This is a genomic window from Bacillus sp. OV166, assembly GCF_900177675.1.
GTDB lineage: Bacteria > Bacillota > Bacilli > Bacillales > Cytobacillaceae > Neobacillus.
On sequence record NZ_FXWM01000001.1, the window covers coordinates 754,378 to 774,682 of the forward strand.

Genomic DNA, 20,305 nt, shown 5'->3' on the forward strand with positions numbered 1-20,305 from the left:
ATCGTACAACAAATCATGCATATTTTTGTATCTTTGGTTCATCGATAACGGCTCGATAATGCCAAAGTAAATTGGAAAAGATTTTATCCCAGCTTTGTGTTAGCGCATAATTTCTCCCTTCTATCCCCAATTGCTTTCTCAGGTCATCATTTTCTAATAACTTCAAGATGGCGTTCGTAAACTCCATTACATTGCCGGTTTCACACAAATAACCTGTTACTCCTGCCTTAATAATATTTTTTACGCCTCCGGAATTGGCGGTAATTGCGGGTGTACCACTTGCAAGTGCTTCAATCACAACATTTCCAAACGTTTCAGTAGGAGAGGGAAAAACGAATAAGTCTGATGCAGAGTAGATTTCCGCTAATTGTTCGCCAGTTAAGTATCCTGTTAATGTCATGTTCGCAGGCGCTTCTATTTGAAGTTCTTCCCTTTGGGGACCGTCCCCGATAACAAACCATTGAACTTCTTCATTGATCTCAGCCGGCAGTGCTTTTGCTACAGCTAAGAGTGTCTTTACATCTTTTTCTGGGGCTAACCTGCCTACATAGGTTAAGAGGTACTTTTTTGAAATCCCCCATTGCTCACGAATAGCTTGTTTTTCGTAATAAGGGTGAAAAAGCTGACAGTCAACTCCACCGGGCCAAACTTCTAAATTAAACAAATCCCTGGCATTTGAGTTGAGTTAACGTTTCATTAGAAGGGACAAATAATTTTTTAAAGGGTTTATGAAACCAATTCATATATTTCCAAAGGATTTTTGAAAAAAATCTAAGATCATAAAATTTCAAATAATGGTCAAAATCAGTGTGATAGGAGCCGACAAGTGGAATAGTTAGTTTTTTTGCAAGATAGACACCACAAAGTCCCATGTTAAATGGTGTAGCGACATGGATGATATCCGGGGAAAATTCTTCTAATTCTGATTTAATACGAGAAAGATTGGGAAAAGCCAGGCGACACTCAGGATATAAGAAAAAAGAGAGACTTTTAATGCGGCGAACGTTTGAAGAAACATATTCGTTTGAAAGTGAATCAGGTGCAAAGACTTTGTAAGAGATTTTTTTATTATCCAAGTAGTGAATGAAATATTTAAGCGTCCGAGCAACTCCATTGATATCCGGGTCATAGGTATCAGTGAAAATGGCGATCCTCATAACCTTTCCTCTCTGACCAATATTGAACTACCGTATTGGGGATACTTTAGATACTTAAACGTCACTCTCATCTACTCCCTCCAAATTATAAACTCCCCTTTATTGTATTAAATAAAGGAAACCAATCTTCTTAAGATTCTGTTAATAAAATGTAAAGATTCTGTATAGTAAAAAAAACGCTGATTGGGCAGGGCAGGGCATGACATGACATGACAATGATATTGTAGGGCAATGAGTGAGATTAAAGACTTTGAAATCGCATTTAAAGATGCAATTCAATTCGCCTTCAATAGAGAGGATACGATTGTGGTTGCGACAGCTGATCATTCAACCGGCGGGATGAGCATTGATCGAAAGGGTAACTCCGGATCGCCATTATTTTAAAATGGCGAACAGCAACTGTTACTGTTCGCCTTTGGGAATGCCCTTTTATGCATTCTTCAATATAATTTAGTAGTCCAACGCCTGTGGACCATCAGCGATGCATGGTCCACATTCCTATATTTTTAAAGCCAAGGCGCTTATAAATTCGTCCAGCTTCAGGGTTATCATAAAAAAGACAGAGAGTTTTCCCTTCGTTTAGGACATCCTGAAAAAGATTTTGCATGATGGAAGTTGCCAGGCCTTTACTGCGATATTCCTTCCTTGTGCAAACCCCAACAATCATCGCTGAAATAGAATTTTCCGCTGCGGTTGAAACACAAGAAGTAATGATACCATTTTCCTCAGTAAAATAGGTTCTAGATGTATTGGATTCCATTGACTGTATTAATACGTCCCTGGCATCACTTCTGACATGAAATTCCTCAATGGTTTGGCGGAGTTGTAAAATTTGATCTATATCTTCCAGACTAGCCTTTTTATATACGACATCATCCGGAGACAGGAATTCATCCGTGTTACATTCAGCAAAGTAAGTAACTTGCTTTTTACCAAGATGCAGGTCATCATAAGCTTCGAATTTTGCTACAATATCGGATTTACCGGATAGAAGAATGGGCTGTCTGTAGTGTTTCATAATCGATACAAAACCGCTTGTATCGAATTCTCCCTTTGCATAAGGAATAAAGGATTGATGAAACCTTAGGAGAACGGCTTTAATCGTGTTGTGTTCATCAAATTCGGCCCAAATTTCCTGAGACTCCGAAGTGTATCCAAAGGCCTCTATATCCCCTATGATAAATAGATTAATAGAAGGTTCCTCACTTAAAAAAGCGAATACCTGATCATGATCTTGGTCTGTAAGCTTTCTAATCATATCGAATTCCCCCTTACTCTTCAAAAGGGTAAACAAATAGTTGGAAAATTTCAAGTGTTTATACAAAATTATACTAAGGGTAGCATACTTGCCTTAACTAGAGTGCTTCGCAACAAGTTTCTTCTTTTTCCAAGGCTTAAATACTGAGATGCAGAATATGAAAATCGTTATGGCTACTTGAATAATAATTGCATATTGCCGTATGGTTTGGTTTTGGATAAATTCTGGATTAACTAATGCCCTAGCTTTTTCGGTCTCCAAGATTGCCATATTCGCCATCATTAATTTGTCGACAATAAAGATCCCTAGAATGGTTTGGCCGACAAAAAGAATCCATTTCACCGTAACCCATCGATGCTTAAAAAACCTCCAATTGGTAAACATTCCATATAAAAACCCAACGAGTAACGTTCCGACAGCGCCGATTCTAATGATTTGATCACTAATAATAATGATCCTTTTATATGTTTCAAACGTTTCATCATAGGTCGCTAGCTTAACCCCGAAATTTAAGGCTAAGGAGCTCATGATTCCGCCAAAAAATAGAGCAACTAATATAATATGAATGATCTTTAACCACTTCATCCCAACTGGACCTAGCTTTTTCACTGATGTACCTCCTATTATCTTGGGGTTGTTTTGGAATATCCCGCTTTTATAGTTTATCAAGATAATAGGTTATTAAATATCATCCGCAGATGTAATTTACTCTAAGTCTTAGGTTCTATTTCTCATTATGGTGCACCTTTATAATTTCCATATTATTACTTTGTAGGAAACTCTAATAACTTTATTGTTTACCAATACCAAAGATATAGGGTATTAATTAGGCATGTTGTACAATTCAATATGCGCAAAATATGTCGTAAATTAGAGTAGGGAATATCTCGTTCAAGTTAATGGTTTACCCTTTGGGTTTTGTTAGACTAAAAAACAATAACTTTATCTACAAACTAACAATTCGAATTTAATTTCATGAAGGACGTGCAGAGTACAAATGAAGAAAACAGTTATTTATAAGAATAATGATTGTTTTTCCATAAAGGCTGATTTTTATGGAAATAGCAATCATAATGCACCTGTTATAGTTTATATTCATGGTGGTGGGCTTGTTTGGGGAACAAGAGAAGAAATAAGTGAAGAGATGATAAAACTCTATAATGATAATGGATTTGCAGTTTTTTCAATTGACTATAGGCTAGCACCCGAGACAAAATTGCCAGAGATCCTAGAGGATGTTCAAGACGCACTTCAGTGGTTAAAATCAGAAGGGCCACAGGAATTTTCCATTGATCCAAAAAGAATAGCTGTTGTAGGTAGTTCTGCAGGTGGTTTTTTGGCGCTTTGTACGGGTTCATTTACTAATAAGCCACGTGCAATTGTCTCTTTTTACGGATATGGAGATATCATTGGTAAATGGGCAACAAATCCAAGCAGTTTCTATTTACAAAAGGACAATGTCCCTAAAGAACTTGCTAGAAGGCTTATCTCCGACCAAGTGATTACAGAGGCATCGATTGATCAGCGGTTTCTTTATTATGTTTATGCTAGACAGCAAGGGGTATGGATCCAAGAGATTACGGGGATAAATCCAATAATGCATAAGGATGCACTCTTAAAGTTTTGCCCAAAGCAAAATATCACTAGCGATTATCCACCAACCTTACTGTTACACGGGACAAAGGATGAGGATGTTCCCTATGAACAATCAGTATTTATGAGAGGTGCATTGATAAAAGAAAAGGTTGAAACCAGGTTAATCACAATTCCAAATGGAGAGCATGTGTTTGATAAGGATTTTGATAATCCAGTTATCCAAAATGCATTGAAACAAGTGATTGAATTCCTTCAATATCATTTAACGGAATAAGGGCTTATCGATTTCTTTTCACATAAAATAGACGGGTCCCGAGGTTTCATAGAGAACGGGACCCATCTGATTTAAGAATTGATTGGAAGTTTTTTATTTAAGAGTCTAAATATCTTTAAAGCTAATTGGATTTGCAGCAATTCCTCCGAGTTTTTTAAATCAGTATTTAAGATTTCCTTGATTTTATCGATTCGATAAATAAGCGTATTTCTGTGTAAAAACATCGCTTTTGCTGTTTCACTAATATTAAGGTTATTAATAAAATAGTTCTCTAAAGTAATGATATAACTCGTCCCATGCAAATGGTCATGCTCATAGATTTTCCCAAGGCTTTTCATGAAAAACTCTTCTAATTCTATGTCTTTGATATTACTGTCTAAAAAGTGATAGATGGAATGATCTTCATAGTGAGATACTCCCCCTCGGATATTAAATTTATCCATGAGTCGAATAGATTCATTTGCTTCAGAAAAGCTTTTGTGAAGGGAATGAATGGTTTCGTACTGACGGCCAATTCCAATTAAGAAGGTTGTGTTATTTATTTCCTTTTCAAATGCATTGTAAATTGTATTTCCGTATTGTTTTACCTCATTTACCGATAGAGAAGGTTTATTGTCATTTTGACCAATCATTATAATTATACGATTGTTTCTATGAAAGCATGTGACCTCAGCGTTTGAATAGTTCGAAAGATTATAGACTAAGTCCACACATTTTCTGGTTTTGTTCTCCAGTCGAACCCTCCTTGCTACCATATCATCATAACCGTCATCTTCCTCCGATTCTAAATTAATGACTATACAGTAGTAACTGTAACTTGGATTTAATCCATGCAATTCACTAAAGGTGTGAATTGTATCGACGGATGTTATTTTTCCAGTCAGCAAATCATCAAAGAAATCCTGTTTGATTTTTAATTTTACCTCCTCGATGTCCTTTGCTTTTATACGTTCCAGTGCCATATTAGTTGACGCCTGCTCTAAAATAAGTAAGTCAAACTCCGTTAAATCTTGGACAGTCTGCCATACAACAATATATCCATAAATATTATTTGCAACTGCGACAGGAAGGATGCGGCATTTTATTTCCATTCCTTCTAAGTAATAAATGCGTTGAATACTCTTTTTCATTTCATTTATTTCTTTAGGGACAGAATTAATAAACTCTTTATTGAAAATAGGTCGATTTTTAACCAGAGTAAAGCAGTATGAAAGTGGTACCTTATTATTTAGGTGTTCTGTAAAGTGAAGCAGCTTCCAATCCTGGTCAACGAAAATAATTGGATTATTAATAGATCCCGATAACATGGAAGAAATCCTTTCAATCCCGCCGCCTTCAAGTGTAATTCGAAAAAATAAATTATGCATGTCTAAGGTCTTTCTATTTAATAAATCATAACGGCCAGATGCTTTCTCATTAATAATAGAAATGACCTTTGATAGGGTATATTCAAAGGGTAACTCAATCAGTGGAAAACCCAATTCATTTGCATGATCAATCATTTTCTGTGGGAGTTTTTCAAAGTATCGTTTCATTTTGACAACTAGTCCTGCACAATTAATAGCTGAAAGTTCGTTAAGTATTCTAATTTGCAAATCCTCGTTATCTTTAAAAATATAACCCGTTGATAATAGGAGTTCATTAGGTGAAAGCCAGTCAAATGCCTCGGGATTTTCGATGATATTGACTATTGAGATTTCATTATCAATTCCTTTTTCCCCAGCAACAATCTTTAATCCATCAATCGCTTGTATTTCAAATAAATCCTTAACGGTCAGCAAGATTATCACTCCTTTGTCAAAAAATCTACACATTTAATTGTATAACATGCACAAATGATATCTATTTTTTTTGGTTTGCTTAAACGATGATGCTTTTATGCAATTTATCTAAAATAAACATGTAAGGTCATATCTTGTCAAACTAAAATAAGGGTTAAACGAATTTTTCCTTTCACAGAAATGAACAGAAGTTGGTGCTTTATTTATACTGTACCTTACAAATTTATCCTTTGAAAGGGGCTGCATGTACAGACGTTCCAGATCAATGATGTATCACAATTGAGGAATGCAATTTCTGGTGATCTTGAGCTTATTGAAAGAATTAATAATTCTGTCCTAACTGGTTTTGTTCATAGCACATTTAAAAATACAATTAATATTCATTGTAATGAAAATGGCGAATTATTTACGATTGCCAGCAGCCAAATTGATAATGGACCTAATACGCTTTTGATTAATTCTGCCAGCCTTGAGGAATTAAATATCGATGTCAATGATGTGGTGTATGTAAAAAGTAAAATGCTGCACATTTCAAATAAACTTGCCATATCTACGAATCAAGCTGAGAAATGGGCAGGTATTTTACCGGAGTACCCTGCAAACACCGAAAACATCTCTCGAAATTTAAAAAGAATGATAGAATACATCGATATCCACGGAAAAGCTGGGGGAATGAAAAAGAAAGTAGATGCCCCAAGTCTTTTTGACATAGAAATGTCTAGAATGCTCGAAGAACGAACCAAGTTATTATTAAACGAATTATTAAGTAATCGAATGACCAGTGCCTTGCATCATGCTGTTTCGTTAATAGGTCTTGGTCCAGGACTAACTCCCTCTGGAGATGACTACCTAGTTGGATTATTTACGATCATTAATTTGAGGAATAGCCCTTTCTATTCACATCAATCATTTTGTGGAGAAGTGCTGCAGAAAGCAAAAACCTTAACGAATGAAATAAGCTATATGGCATTAAAAAAGGCATCCATTGGTCAAGTAAGAGAGTCAATCATTCACTTAGTTCATTCCATACTTAATGGAGAAGAAGACGACTTATATCTCTCTTTAAATAAAGTACTAAATATCGGCTCTTCATCAGGAACAGATATAGCCTTAGGTCTTGTCTCTGGGGTGAAAGCCAATCTTAAAGTAGGAGGTCAATTATGACTGTAAAAGCTATTGTAAAAGAGAACACCTATTTCGATTCTGTATCTTTGATGTCACTATCAACAAAAGCGAACCAAATAGAGGGCGTTGAACAGGCCATTATCACAATGGGTACAGAAATGAATAAAGAGGTAATGAAAAATGTTGGATTAATAACACCAGAAGTGGAAGAGGCAAACTCAAGTGATTTAATCATTGTTGTTAATGCTGCTAATCTTGAGATATGTGAAAGCGCGTTCATTGGTATTGATGAATTATTGACAAAAAAGGATACCTCCACTGAGAAAGGTGAAGTCAAGTATTCAACGATTGCTTCAGCTGCCCAAGGTATTCCTGAAGCTAACCTAGCGGTGATTGCCGTAAACGGAGCGTATGCACCTAGAGAAGCGAGAAAAGCTCTTGAAAACAATCTCCATGTCATGCTATTTAGCGACAATGTAAGCATAGAAGATGAAATCGAATTAAAGAAATTGGCCCATGAAAAAGGCTTATTAATGATGGGTCCGGATTGCGGGACAGCGATTATTGGCAATGTTGCTTTATGCTTTGCCAATGCTGTAAGAAAAGGCAGCATTGGTATTGTGGGTGCATCTGGAACCGGGAGTCAAGAGGTAAGTGTCCGCATTCATGAATTCGGCGGCGGAATCACACAGATGATTGGAACTGGCGGCAGAGATCTAAAAGAGGAAATTGGCGGAATCATGATGCTTGATGGAATCAAGGCTCTGGAAGACGATGAGGCAACTAAAGTGATAGTCCTTATTTCTAAGCCACCTGCTGCAAGTGTTGAAGAGAAAGTATTAGCGCAAATCAAACAATGCAAGAAACCTGTAGTTGTTTGGTTTGTTGGCGGAGATGAAGGGAAGGTCAGACAAGCTGGCGGCCATTTTGCGAAAATGTCTAAAGAGGCTGCACTTAAAGCGGTATTATTGGCTGGTGCCGATGAAAGCAAAATTAATAAACGGGCATTAAACATTCCACTAATTGAAGAGGTTCGCACCAAATTAACACCAGAACAAAAATATATTCGCGGACTATTCAGCGGCGGTACCCTTTGTGATGAGGCTATGCATGCCGCAATGGAGAAGTTCGATAATGTCTATAGCAATATCCAAAGAGACCCTAACTATCGCTTAAAAGATAAAAATATAAGCCAAGAACACACATTTATTGATTTTGGTGATGATGAGTTCACACAAGGGAAGCCACATCCAATGATTGATCCGTCCACAAGAATTTCGAGATTTATCCAAGAAGCGAAAGATCCATCCGTTGGTGTAATCGTCATGGACTTTGTTTTAGGGTATGGTGCACACGAAGATCCAGTTGGGGCAATGCTTCCTGCAATAATAGAAGCAAAGCAAAATGCCGAACAAGAAGGAAGACATCTTGAAATTATCGGATACGTTCTTGGAACTGAACTGGATCCTCAAAACCTTGATGAACAGGTAGAAAAGCTGTTAGCTGCAGGTGCAACACATGCCAGCAGCAGTCAGAATGCAGGTCTTTTGGCAAGAGAATTTGTCGTGAAGGGAGAATAATCAATGAGTAAAATAAATGAGCTTTTTAATCAAAAACTTAATGTTATTAATGTGGGAATCGAGTCCTTTAAGGGTGATTTAGTAAAGCAAAATACAGAAGTAACTCATCTAGAGTGGACTCCGCCAGGCAGAGGGAACACAGAACTTATTGCAGCATTAGACATGCTTGAGGATCCAACAATTCTTGAAAAGATTGAAGTGGCAAATAAGGTAGCTGTCGAAAGAATTATTAAATCACAACCAGTATTAATTGGTTTTGAAAAAGCAATTGATTGTGTACCAGGTATGACGAAAACAACGATTCTTCATGCAGGACCTCCAATAACTTGGGATAAAATGAATGGTCCAATGAGGGGGGCTGTGACTGGGGCAATCTTGTTTGAAGGCCTTGCAAGGGATTTAGAAGAAGCTGCTGAGCTTGCTGCATCTGGCGAAATTACCTTCTCCCCGTGTCATGAGCACAACTGTGTCGGCTCTATGGCTGGTGTAACATCTGCTTCGATGTACATGCACATTGTAGAGAATAAAACCTATGGCAATATTGCCTACACAAACTTAAGTGAGCAGCTGTCAAAAATCCTTCGAATGGGTGCTAATGACCAAAGTGTTATTGACCGTTTAGTTTGGATGCGTGATGTTTTCGGTCCAATCCTAAGCGCAGCGATGAAGTTAAATCCGAATGGAATTGACTTGCGTTTAATGCTGGCACAAGCCCTTCATATGGGTGATGAGTGTCATAACCGTAACGTTGCCGGAACAACGCTTTTAATCCAAGCGTTAACACCTTTTATTATTCAAACAGATTTTACACTTGAACAAAAGCGAGAAGTTTTTGAGTTTGTTGCGAGCAGTGATTATTTCTCTGGTCCAACTTGGATGGCCCTTGCAAAATGTGCTCTTGACGCAGCACATGGCATTGAAAATAGTACGATTGTGACAACTATGGCACGTAATGGTACTGAATTCGGTATCCGTGTAAGTGGAATTCCAGGGAATACATGGTTTACAGGTCCGGCGCAAAAAGTAATTGGTCCAATGTTTGCCGGGTATAAACCTGAAGATTCTGGATTGGATATTGGGGATAGCGCAATCACAGAAACATATGGCATTGGTGGATTTGCAATGGCTACAGCTCCTGCAATTGTTGCCCTTGTAGGCGGAACAATAGATGATGCAATAGGCTACTCTAAAAAGATGAAAGAAATTACAACAGCAGAAAATCCAAACGTAACGATTCCATTGCTAAATTTCATGGGTATTCCGACTGGAATCGATGTTCGGAAGGTTGTTCAAACTGGAATCATGCCAATCATTAATACAGCAATAGCCCATAAGGAAGCTGGAATTGGAATGATTGGAGCAGGAATCACTAATCCTCCAGTTGAAGCTTTTGAAAAGGCACTGCTTACTTTAAGTCAAAACATTCAATAATTAATTCTGGTCCTAATTTGTTTGGGACCAGAACTGATACTTTAGTATTTTAATAACTTCCTGTTTAAATACAGCTAAAGGAGAGAATGAACTTGGAAAGTAATACCATGGACAGAGAACTTATTCATGCAAGTGAGCAGGGGGATTATGTTGCTGTAGAAAAGCTCTTACATGAAGGAGCCAGCATTGATTATAAGGATGCGGCCGGCCGGACAGCCTTAATGGCGGCTGTACAAAAAAACCAAATTGTTGTAGTGAAATTGTTACTAGAGGCTGGAAGCGAAGTCAATACGAGAGATATTACCCAATTAACTCCATTTATATGTTCTGGTGCGAACGGATTTCATGAAATTTTAAGTATGATGCTTAAGTTTGGTGCAGACCTAAACAGTGTTAATCGATTTGGGGGTACGGCATTGTTACCTTCTAGTGAAAAAGGCTATTTAAAGACGGTCCAAGTCTGCTTAGATGCTGGGGTTCCAGTAAATCATGTGAACAATTTAGGCTGGTCCGCCCTTCTAGAGTCTGTGATATTAGGTAATGGCGGCAGGCTTTATTCTGATATTATTCAAGAGCTCGTGGAAGCAGGAGCAGATGTAAATCTTCCAGATAGGGACGGGAAGTCAGCGCTGGAGCATGCTCAAGAAATGGGGCACCAAAAGATTGTAAACATCTTGAATAAAGAATATATCGTAAAAAGTGAATCTATCAAAAAGGCAAAAAAACTTGCCAGAGTTGATAAGTATGAAGAGGCCATCTCAGAAATAGAAAAAGGTCTAGAAGATGATAATCATAACCTTGATTTGATTTACTACAAAGGCTATTTCTTACAAGAACAAAAGAGATACGAGGAAGCGCTAGAGGAGTACTACAAAGCATTATCACAAGACCCTATTGATCTAGACTTCTATTTCTATACAGCCAACTGTTTAAGAGCAATGAGGAAACCAGATGAGGCTCTATCAGAATACGATAAAGCCTGTGAATTAAACCCTGTTGAGACTTTTTATCGTTATCATAAATCAAATTACTTAAGAGAACTAGGCAGACACGAAGAAGCAGTTATTGAAATGGATAAATTGCTGGCACTAAAGCCAAATCGCTACGATTTTTCATTTCATAAGGCAAATAGCCTTAGGTCGCTTGGTAAACATCAAGAAGCAATTGAAGCAATAGAGAATGCGATTGCAAATGATCCAGCTAACCCGTTATATCATTTGCATAAGGACCAATCTCTTGAATTGCTAAAGAAATAAGCAAATTAAACCAAGGGGAAAAAATGATGAAAAAATTAGTGATTGTTGCAATTGGAGGAAACTCATTAGTCCGAGAAAATGGTCTTGACTCTGTCAATGACCAATATGAAGCAGTATGTGAAACCGCAGTTAATATTGCAGATATGGTAGCAGAAGGTTTCAATGTTGTAGTCACACACGGCAATGGACCACAGGTAGGCTTTGGCCTAAGAAGATCGGAAATTGCCAACGAAGTAGCCGGTATGCCGGTGATACCGCTGGTCAATTGTGGAGCAGATACGCAAGGTGGGATTGGCTATCAAATTCAACAGGCCTTAACCAATGAATTTGCCAGAAGGGGTATTAACAAAAAGGTCGCTACGGTTATTACACAGGTAGAAGTGAGTATTGATGACCCCAATTTCAAAAATCCGACAAAACCTGTAGGGGCATTTTTTACACTAGAACAGGCTGAAGAAATGAAAAAAGAACATCCAGACTGGAGTTTCATAGAAGATTCAGGCCGCGGCTATCGAAGAGTGGTCCCTTCACCAAAACCAATTAACATTGTTGAAAAAGATGCGATTAAAACATTAATCGAAGCTGGGTTTGTGGTCATCGCTGTTGGAGGCGGCGGGATACCTGTAGTAAGGAACAATAACAATGCGTTTGAGGGAATTGACGCTGTCATTGATAAGGATTTTGCAACGAGTCTACTCGCAGAACAGGTTCAAGCGGAAACATTGATCATTACCACGGGTGTTTCAAGAGTTTGTATTAACTTTGGCAAGCCAAATCAAAAGGCACTTGAAAAGATTACGGTTGAAGAAACCAAACAATATGTACTTGAAAACCACTTTCCTCCAGGAAGCATGCTTCCTAAAATTGAGGCTAGCTTAAGCTTTTTAGAAAAAAATGGTTCGAGGGTCATTATCACAAACCCAGAAAGCTTAAAAGAAGCAATCAATGAAGGCGCAGGAACTCATATTGTGAGGTAATCGATAAATATTATAGCCAACAGTCTATTACAAAAAATAAGAGGTGAAACGAAATGGATCAAAGTCTAAAATTATGGTATAAGGGTGACTGGGCTGCATACTTTGGTTTACTTGCTAACAATTTAACAAATCTTTTAACAATGATATCATTATTACTTTTTGTAGTTGGTTTTCCTGAAGAAATTGTATACGGAAGAATCGTTCCAGGTTTTGGTCTTGGCATCTTCTTAGCAAGCTGTTGTTACTTTGTCTTTGGATATTTTTTAGCTAAAAAGACAGGTAGAAATGACATAACTGCTTTGCCGTCAGGCCCTAGTGCGCCTTCCATCTTTACGGTTACTTTTTTAGTAATCCTTCCAGTATTTACGGAAACACAGAATGCGGAATTTGCCTTCTCACTTGCACTTGTTTGGTGCTTATTTGAAGCAATGATCTTAATTATTGGCGCGTTTTTAGGCGATACACTTCGAAGAATTATTCCAAGAACGGTACTTTTATCGTGTTTATCTGGTCTTGGTTTATTATTGCTTGCCATGAACCCGATGTTACAATCTTTTGAAACTCCGTTGGTAGCTTTTGTTGTACTTATTATCATTTTTATTAACTGGTTTGGTAAATCGCCAATATTCGCAAAAATCCCTACCGGTTTTCTTTTATTAGCTGCTGGTACAATTTTGGCCTGGGTCTTTGGATTACAAAGTCCTGAAGCGATTACCGCATCATTGCACGGTTTAGGATTTAATCCTCCTACCTTGCATATTGATAGTTGGATTTCTGGCATTCCACATGCGCTTCCTTATTTAGCATCTGCTGTCCCACTTGGACTAGCAAACTATATTTTTGATTTAGAAAATATTGAAAGTGCTCACGCGGCGGGGGACCCATATAAAACTCGTCAAGTAATGTTAGCAAATGGTATTTCCTCTTCGATTGGAGCTTGTTTTGGTAATCCATATCCAGTAACTGTATATATTGGACATGCAGGCTGGAAGTCAATGGGAGCAGGACTTGGTTACTCTATCGCCACTGGTTTATCAATGTTAATTATTTCTCTCTTTGGATTAGGCTCATTCTTATTAGCTATCATTCCTGTCGCTGCAATTGTACCAATATTGGTATATGTTGGTATCGTAACAGCAAACCAAGTTGTTCGTGAAACACCTAAACTCGAAGTCCCAGTAATATTTGTTTGTTTGTTCCCATGGATCGGAAACTGGGCATTATCCCTTGCAAATAATGTTTTAACTTCCGCAGGAACTACAGGAGCTAAAGTTACCGCTGAAGCTATGTCTCACCACGGTGTGTATTATAACGGTATGATTCACTTAGGTAACGGTGCTCCAATAAGTAGTTTGTTGTGGGGATGTTTAGCGATATTTTCCATTAAAGATCAACCAATCCGTGCTGCCATTGCTGCTGGAATTGCGGCTCTATTGTCTCTATTTGGAATTATCCATTCAGGGGCAGTCGGATTCGCTCAGCCTGCATTAATGCCGTTCTTCTATTCTTATCTCATGGTAGGAGGATTATTTATCATAAAATATATGATGGATTATAAGGCTAAAGCAAAAGAGGACAAAAACACCACAACTATTGAAGAATCAGCCTAATTTTGTTGATTAGAAATAGCTAAATTTACACGATACCCCAAAAGTTTCGTCTACGTATGCGGTGGACGAAATTTTTTTGTCAGTGAAAATAAATTAAAATGGAGATTGCAAGACGAAGTTTATAAAAAAAATTGTAGCTTACTATCTTTATTTAATCACTAAGAAGTAGAAATATTATAAAAAAGGGTAATGATTTCGAATATATAAAATAGTAATTTTTTTTATAATGATACTTATGGGAGTCTAAATAAGCTTACTTCTGAATAATGAAAGGAGTTAATTGAATTGAAAACCAAATTAAAGGGAAGGTACGTTATTGGTTACGATGGAGAAGACCACGTCTTAATTGAAAACGCGGAAGTTGTTTTTGAAAATGATAAGATAATCTTTGTCGGCAAAAATTACCTTGGCACAGTGAATAAGGTAATCGATATGGGGAACTCCGTCATTAGTCCAGGGTTTATCGATTTAAATGCATTAGGTGATATTGACCATGATATTTTACATTTAGAGGCAAGGACAAACAGACAGAATAACCTGCTTTGGTCTGAACAATATATAAAAAACGGACATCATGAAGTAATGACAGCTAAAGAAGAAAATTTCAAATCCCTTTATGCCTACTCACAACTGATTCTCCATGGTGTTACTACTGCGATGCCAATTACTTCGGTACTTTATAAAGAATGGGCAGAAACGTATGAGGAGCTTGCTGCTGCAGTAAACCATGCTGGAAGTTTGGGATTAAGAATCTATCTTGGGCCAAGCTACCAATCTGGAATCAGGGTGGTAAAACCTGATGGTACTATCCAGCTGTACTGGGATGAAGAAGCAGGAAAAGCTGGATTAAATGATGCTGTAAGGTTTGTAGAAGAATTTGACGGAGCTTATGATGGATTAGTTAGGGGGATGCTGGCACCCGAACGAATTGAGTGTCAAACGTCAGAAAGTTTGATACAAACAAAATACTATAGTGATAAATTAGGAGTGCCAATTAAACTTCATGCAGCACAAGGAACCTATGAATATCATACTATTGTTGAAAAGCACGGTGTAACTCCTATTCGCTATTTATATGACCTTGGTTTTTTAGGGTCAAAAACAGGAATTCCGCATGCTCACTTTATTGCTGGATATAGTGAAGCACATTCAGGTAAAGGTGATGATATAGCACTTCTGAAAGAAACAAATACAACGGTCATTCATTGTCCTTTAATCATTGGCAGGCATGCTTCGGCATTAGAATCATTTGCTAAATATAAACGGGCAGGTATTAATTTAGCGTTAGGAACAGATACCTATCCTCCAGACATATTTCAAAACATTCGAACAGGCAGCATGTTTTCCCGATTCATTGAAAAAAAAGTAGAGGGTTCAACATACGCCGATTTCTTCCGGGCGGCGACACTTGGGGCAGCTACGTTCCTAGGGAGAAATGACCTCGGCCGTTTAGCTGTTGGAGCGAAAGCAGATATTATTGCAATTGACTTAAGTGGATATCATCTGGGAGTTCTCGACGATCCAATCCGAACTATGATTGTGAGCGGAACAGGAAGAGACGTGAAACTATCCATTATTAATGGAAGGGTTGTAATGAAGGATCAAAAAATACCTAATTTTGATTTAGAAGAAATGAAAACCAAGGGACAACAATATTTTAACAAAATGAGAAAAGGATATTTAGAAAGAGATTATCAGCAATTGACAGAAAGAGAATTATTTCCTCCGTCCTTCAAAATAGTGGATTCTATCTGAAATCAACAAAAGTAGTAAAGATATTGAAAAATAAAGTAAAAATTTTCGAAATAAAATTATCTGAATATTTTTTATAATTAGACAAACAGATGTAAAATAATAAAAATATTCAGGGGGTAGTGATTATGAAAGCTAGGCAGGGGCTTGGACGATTATTTTTAGTAATATTGATGGTGTTTGTCATTACCGGCTGTTCGACAAGTAAAGATGTCAGCACAAAAAGCAATGGTAAAAACACAGAGTCTAAGGATGGGGGTACATTAGTGATTGCCCGATTGTCAGATGCTGAAAACTTAGACCAACAGTTTATGTCAACCATCAATGCCGCAAGTGTGACCCATCGCAAAATCTATGAAGGGTTAGTTGGTCGTGATCATAATGCTGAAATCCAGCCATTGCTGGCGGAAAAGTGGGAACAACTGGATGATACGACATGGGAGTTTAAATTACGAAAAGGTGTTAAATTTCATGATGGGTCAGCTTTTAATGCCAATGCTGTAAAAGCTACCTTTGATCGACTTTTAGATCCAAAGGTGGCATCTCCTAGAGCTATTGTTTTTAAAATGGTAAAAGAAGTAAAGGTAATTGATGACTACACCGTTCATTTTATTTTAACAGAGCCGTTTGCTCCATTACTCTCTATTTTGGCTAGTCATGAAGGCGGGATTATTAGTTCAAAAACGATCGAGAAATACGGGAAAAGCATTATTAAAGAACCAAATGGGACAGGTCCATTTGTTTTCAAATCATGGACACCTGGACAAGAAATTGTATTAACAAACAACAATAGTTATTGGGGAGATAAGGCGAAGGTCGATAAAGTCGTATTTAAGGTTGTACCTGAGGAAACAACTAGAATCTCCATGCTAGAAACAGGTGAAGCTCAAATAGCTGAACCCCTTTCTGTACCAATGATGGATACCGTAAAGGCTTCCCAAGCAATCGATGTTTACCGTAGTGAAGGATATGGAACAGAGTATATTGGCTTTAATGTTCAAAAGAAACCATTTAATGATGAAAAGGTTCGAAAGGCCATCGCTCATGCGGTTGAAATGGATTCCATTATGAAAGGTGTCTATAATAATGTGGGAAAAAGGGCTAATTCCTTATTAGGCTCAAAGGTTTTCGGTTACCATCCTAATATGGAATCGTATAAATATAACCTAAATGAAGCAAAGAGATTACTGGCTGAAGCAGGTTATCCAAATGGTTTTGAAGTTACACTTAAAACGATGGATAGCAAAGAAAGAGTGAACATGGCTGAAGTACTGCAATCACAGTTAAAAGGTATTGGTGTCAAAATAAAAATACAGGTGTTGGAGTACGGTACGTTTGTTGACCAAGTAAATAAGGGTGACTCTGAGATGTTTATCCTTAGCTGGAGAAATGCTACCGGTGATGCTGATTATAATCAGTATAACCTTTTCCATACAAGCTCGCAGGGTGGAGCGGGGAATACCTTCTTTTATAGTAATAAAGAGGTCGATAGTTTAATAGAAGATGCACGCAGTGAAAAAGACCAAGAAAAACGAAAAGAACTATATGCGCAGTCACAAGAAATAGAAATGAAAGAGGCAGTTTATATTCCTGTTCGAGTTATTGAAAATTTAGCGGCTGTTGGAAAAGACGTAAAAGGTTTTTCTATTAGTCCATCAGGCTATTTAGAAATAAATGATGTGTCAATCCAATAAGATACAGCTTACAAGAGGGATATCCATTTTGGGTAACCTCTTTTATCGTGGTAGTTAACAATGAAAGGATGAATTGAAATGAATAACAAGTATTGGTTAAAGAATGCACATATAGAAACAGGGTACAATGAAGAAAATGGAAGAGTTGTAGGAACTATGACTGAGATGTGTCATTTATTAATAGAGGATGGGAAAATTTCAAAAATAATAAAACCTTCTGAGCCATTTGAATTTGGGTTACCTGTAATAGATGCAAAAGGAATGCTTTTGCTTCCTTCTTTCATCGAAAAGCATGTTCACCTCGATAAAACCTATATGGGTGATAAATGGCGGGCTTGTATCCCTGCTTCAGGCGTAATTGAACGCTGTGATATTGAAAAGAATATCCTAGCTTCTATCTCATCTAGCACACAAAAACGTGCTGAAGCCTTGCTTGAAGTATTACTATCATACGGATCCACCCATGTCAGAACGCATGTTGATATATATCCTGAGGTGAAATTGCAGAATTTAGAAGGTGTTCAGCACGCTCTAGAATCTTATTCCAATAAAATAAGCTCTGAAATTGTTGCGTTTGCCCAGCATGGCTTGCTCCGTCCAGGAACAGTAGAGCTTGTAAGGGAAGCCTTGAGAAATGGAGCAGGGATTGTCGGAGCTGTCGATCCAGCAACGGTCGACAATAATATTGAAGCATCATTGGTACAGTTAATGGATTTAGCAGTTGAAGGTGATGCCGATATTGATTTGCATTTACATGATCCTGGTCACTTAGGTACTTTTACAATGAAACGTCTTGCCTATTTAACGAAGCAAGCAGGCTGGGAAGGAAGAGTAGCAATCAGTCATGCCTTTGGGCTTGGAGATGTATCAAGGGAAGAGGCCATAGAAATGGCAGAGTTATTAAGGGAGGCAGGTATTTCGATTGTTACGAGCCTCCCAATTGGTAGAAACATACCTCCAGTAAGCCTGCTATCAGAATGTGGTGTTAATGTGGCCGTAGGAAACGATAATATTTTTGATTCGTGGTGGCCGACTGGAAATGGAGACGTTCTTGAAAGGGTTGGCCGACTAATTGAACGGTGTCGATGGACAGATGAAGTTTCTCTCTCTCAAGCATTAAAATATATTACTGGTGGTTTGACACCTTTAGACAAAGATGGCAGAAAGCAATGGCCAAAAGAAGGGGATCCGGCCAATATGATTTTAGTAGAAGCAAGTTGTTCTGCCGAAGTAGTTGCCAGACGTTCAAACCGTAAGGCAGTCTTTTATCAAGGTAACTTGGTTTCAGGTTCCATTAGCTAGATATTAATAGAAAAGGGGGATGAAAATATCATCCCCCTTTTGATATACTTGCCAAATCCTTATCTGTTCTACCGATGTGTAACAGTTTGCTCAAATAAATAAATAGTAAATACAGGACGACTGAAACGATTATCCCAGTAAACCACGAAATATTATAAATCGGCTCAAGGATATCAATAAATCTACCAATCATGCTAATACACCCAGCGAATAGAGTGGTAAGCAGCGCAGGCCAGTTTACTCCGTTTGAGAAACGGCCCTTACTATTTGGAAAATATAATTCTTGTAAATTGATTTCTCTTTTCTTGATAATAAAATAATCCGCAAGCATCACACCAATTACAGGGCTTAACATTCCACCAATCATATTTAAAAAAGTAAAAATGCTTGTAGGGCTCTCCATCAGCTTCCAGGGCATAATCAGTAATCCAATAATGGTACCAATGAAGGCACCAGATTTAAAGTTTAATCTTTTCGGGGATAAGGAGGCCAGCTGATACCCTGCAGGGATAATGTTACCTACAATGTTTACAGATAATGTCGTTAAACAAATGGTAAGTAGAGAAAGGATAATGGCAAATTTGCTATCAAATCGATTAATCACTTCAAGTACATTCCAGATTGGAACTCCGAAAGCAATTTCAGACCCAACGATGATGGTAATACTTGCAACAGCAAACAATAAATAGGTAATTAGAAGTCCAACAATTTGTCCGCATGACTGGCCTTTATTGGTGCGAGAATACCTTGTAACATCAGAAACGCTTAGTATTTGTGCCACCCATGTTGCTAATATTGCTGAAATACAGCTTAGGATAATCAAAATACTATTTCCTTCTACACCTTTCTCGCTAAAGTTTAAGATTGGGATGATTCCACCGGCTAAATTAATGGCCCAAATGGACATTCCGCCAAAAACGACAAATACCAATGGAGAGAGTAGCTTAGTTAACTTTCCTAAGGCATCTACCCCTGCAAAAATAAAAAAGACATTAATCATCCAAAAGAGGAGAAGGGATATAAGGTTGGCTAAAGATAATCCTAAAAAACTCCAATCTGCTCCTAACGTTGGATAGGGCTCCCAAAATTCTGCAATTAAAATAGTTACGGCAAGGCTTCCAGCATACGTTTGCAGACCGAACCACATAATGGCTGCGATTATCCCCCTTAATACCCCTGGAATAATTGCTCCTTTGCGACCAAAACTGGTACGGAGTAGGATTGAGAAAGGGATTCCATATTTCCCCCCTGCATGACCATTCAATGCCATCATTCCGGCGAGTATTATCGATGAAATCATAATGATGAAAAATACCTGCCATATGGATAATCCTAACGCAAAGAAACCGCCAATGGTAACATAGGATGGCACATTATGAACCGAACCTATCCAAATGGAGAAGTAATGGCTAAACTTCCATGTTCTAGCTTCCAGTTTTGTTGGTAATAAATCTGTGTTATCCGAGAATGAATCATCAAGGATGACTTGCTTTTCTCCCAATGTTGCTTCCC

The 20,305-nt window shown here is 37.8% G+C and carries 14 protein-coding genes and 2 pseudogenes; 11 read left to right on the top strand and 5 right to left on the bottom strand.

From position 1 onward, the window contains the following. Positions 1-13: 13 nt before the first annotated feature. Positions 14-1,157, bottom strand: a pseudogene (locus CCK98_RS03590) (glycosyltransferase family 4 protein). A 208-nt stretch (positions 1,158-1,365) separates the two neighbouring features. On the opposite strand from CCK98_RS03590, the pseudogene CCK98_RS34665 reads away from it, so the two are divergent. After that, positions 1,366-1,517 (top strand): annotated as a pseudogene (locus CCK98_RS34665) (alkaline phosphatase); the annotation flags it as partial. Between the two features lie 115 nt (positions 1,518-1,632). On the opposite strand, the gene CCK98_RS03595 reads toward CCK98_RS34665, so the two are convergent. Next, positions 1,633-2,415, bottom strand: coding sequence for a GNAT family N-acetyltransferase (locus CCK98_RS03595; protein WP_088085312.1), 783 nt, complete (start codon positions 2,413-2,415; stop codon positions 1,633-1,635). Positions 2,416-2,508: 93 nt separating this feature from the next. Then, the gene (locus CCK98_RS03600; protein ID WP_088085313.1) at positions 2,509-3,024 is read right to left on the bottom strand and encodes a DUF2269 family protein; all 516 of its coding nucleotides are present in this window, start codon (positions 3,022-3,024) and stop codon (positions 2,509-2,511) included. 388 nt (positions 3,025-3,412) lie between these two features. On the opposite strand from CCK98_RS03600, the gene CCK98_RS03605 reads away from it, so the two are divergent. Then, positions 3,413-4,285 (top strand): alpha/beta hydrolase, encoded by an 873-nt coding sequence (locus tag CCK98_RS03605; protein ID WP_088085314.1) that lies wholly within the window; start codon positions 3,413-3,415, stop codon positions 4,283-4,285. Positions 4,286-4,356: 71 nt separating this feature from the next. On the opposite strand, the gene CCK98_RS03610 is transcribed toward CCK98_RS03605, so the two are convergent. Then, the gene (locus CCK98_RS03610) at positions 4,357-6,066 is read right to left on the bottom strand and encodes a PucR family transcriptional regulator (protein WP_088085315.1); all 1,710 of its coding nucleotides are present in this window, start codon (positions 6,064-6,066) and stop codon (positions 4,357-4,359) included. A gap of 279 nt (positions 6,067-6,345) precedes the next feature. Here CCK98_RS03610 and CCK98_RS03615 point away from each other — a divergent pair, with 279 nt between their 5' ends. The 9 genes from CCK98_RS03615 (at position 6,346) to CCK98_RS03655 (ending at position 18,793) form a co-directional block, all read left to right on the top strand. Continuing rightward, positions 6,346-7,230 carry a DUF2877 domain-containing protein gene (locus CCK98_RS03615; protein ID WP_088085316.1) on the top strand — a complete coding sequence of 295 codons (885 nt, stop codon included), beginning with the start codon at positions 6,346-6,348 and terminating at the stop codon, positions 7,228-7,230. After that, a complete protein-coding gene (gene fdrA, locus CCK98_RS03620; protein WP_088085317.1) occupies positions 7,227-8,771 on the top strand; it encodes an acyl-CoA synthetase FdrA in 1,545 nt (514 codons plus the stop codon). Before CCK98_RS03615 ends, fdrA begins: the two co-directional genes overlap by 4 nt. A gap of 3 nt (positions 8,772-8,774) precedes the next feature. Continuing rightward, entirely contained in the window at positions 8,775-10,202 is a 1,428-nt protein-coding gene (locus tag CCK98_RS03625; RefSeq protein ID WP_088085318.1) for a DUF1116 domain-containing protein, read from the top strand. A gap of 92 nt (positions 10,203-10,294) precedes the next feature. Then, entirely contained in the window at positions 10,295-11,458 is a 1,164-nt protein-coding gene (locus tag CCK98_RS03630; RefSeq protein WP_256942249.1) for an ankyrin repeat domain-containing protein, read from the top strand. Between the two features lie 26 nt (positions 11,459-11,484). Next, positions 11,485-12,435, top strand: a complete 951-nt coding sequence (gene arcC / locus CCK98_RS03635) for a carbamate kinase (protein ID WP_088085319.1) — start codon at positions 11,485-11,487, stop codon at positions 12,433-12,435. Between the two features lie 53 nt (positions 12,436-12,488). After that, on the top strand, positions 12,489-14,045 hold the full coding sequence (locus CCK98_RS36040; protein WP_088085320.1) for a xanthine permease: 1,557 nt from the start codon (positions 12,489-12,491) through the stop codon (positions 14,043-14,045). A 285-nt stretch (positions 14,046-14,330) separates the two neighbouring features. Continuing rightward, complete coding sequence (locus CCK98_RS03645; RefSeq protein ID WP_088085321.1) at positions 14,331-15,800, top strand: amidohydrolase family protein; 1,470 nt, start codon at positions 14,331-14,333, stop codon at positions 15,798-15,800. A 125-nt stretch (positions 15,801-15,925) separates the two neighbouring features. After that, on the top strand, positions 15,926-17,491 hold the full coding sequence (locus CCK98_RS03650) for a glutathione ABC transporter substrate-binding protein (protein WP_088085322.1): 1,566 nt from the start codon (positions 15,926-15,928) through the stop codon (positions 17,489-17,491). A 78-nt stretch (positions 17,492-17,569) separates the two neighbouring features. Next, entirely contained in the window at positions 17,570-18,793 is a 1,224-nt protein-coding gene (locus tag CCK98_RS03655) for an amidohydrolase (RefSeq protein ID WP_088085323.1), read from the top strand. A gap of 28 nt (positions 18,794-18,821) precedes the next feature. On the opposite strand, the gene ncs1 is transcribed toward CCK98_RS03655, so the two are convergent. Beyond that, positions 18,822-20,294 carry an NCS1 family nucleobase:cation symporter gene (gene ncs1 / locus CCK98_RS03660; RefSeq protein ID WP_218780143.1) on the bottom strand — a complete coding sequence of 491 codons (1,473 nt, stop codon included), beginning with the start codon at positions 20,292-20,294 and terminating at the stop codon, positions 18,822-18,824. Positions 20,295-20,305 lie beyond the last annotated feature (11 nt).

What these genes read in the sequence shown, in the direction of transcription:
- CCK98_RS03605 (WP_088085314.1), top strand. Translation starts at nt 3,413, where the DNA reads ATGAAGAAAACAGTTATTTATAAGAATAATGATTGTTTTTCCATAAAG.
- CCK98_RS03595 (WP_088085312.1), bottom strand. Translation starts at nt 2,415, where the DNA reads ATGATTAGAAAGCTTACAGACCAAGATCATGATCAGGTATTCGCTTTT.
- CCK98_RS03625 (WP_088085318.1), top strand. Translation starts at nt 8,775, where the DNA reads ATGAGTAAAATAAATGAGCTTTTTAATCAAAAACTTAATGTTATTAAT.
- fdrA (WP_088085317.1), top strand. Translation starts at nt 7,227, where the DNA reads ATGACTGTAAAAGCTATTGTAAAAGAGAACACCTATTTCGATTCTGTA.
- CCK98_RS36040 (WP_088085320.1), top strand. Translation starts at nt 12,489, where the DNA reads ATGGATCAAAGTCTAAAATTATGGTATAAGGGTGACTGGGCTGCATAC.
- CCK98_RS03655 (WP_088085323.1), top strand. Translation starts at nt 17,570, where the DNA reads ATGAATAACAAGTATTGGTTAAAGAATGCACATATAGAAACAGGGTAC.
- CCK98_RS03650 (WP_088085322.1), top strand. Translation starts at nt 15,926, where the DNA reads ATGAAAGCTAGGCAGGGGCTTGGACGATTATTTTTAGTAATATTGATG.
- arcC (WP_088085319.1), top strand. Translation starts at nt 11,485, where the DNA reads ATGAAAAAATTAGTGATTGTTGCAATTGGAGGAAACTCATTAGTCCGA.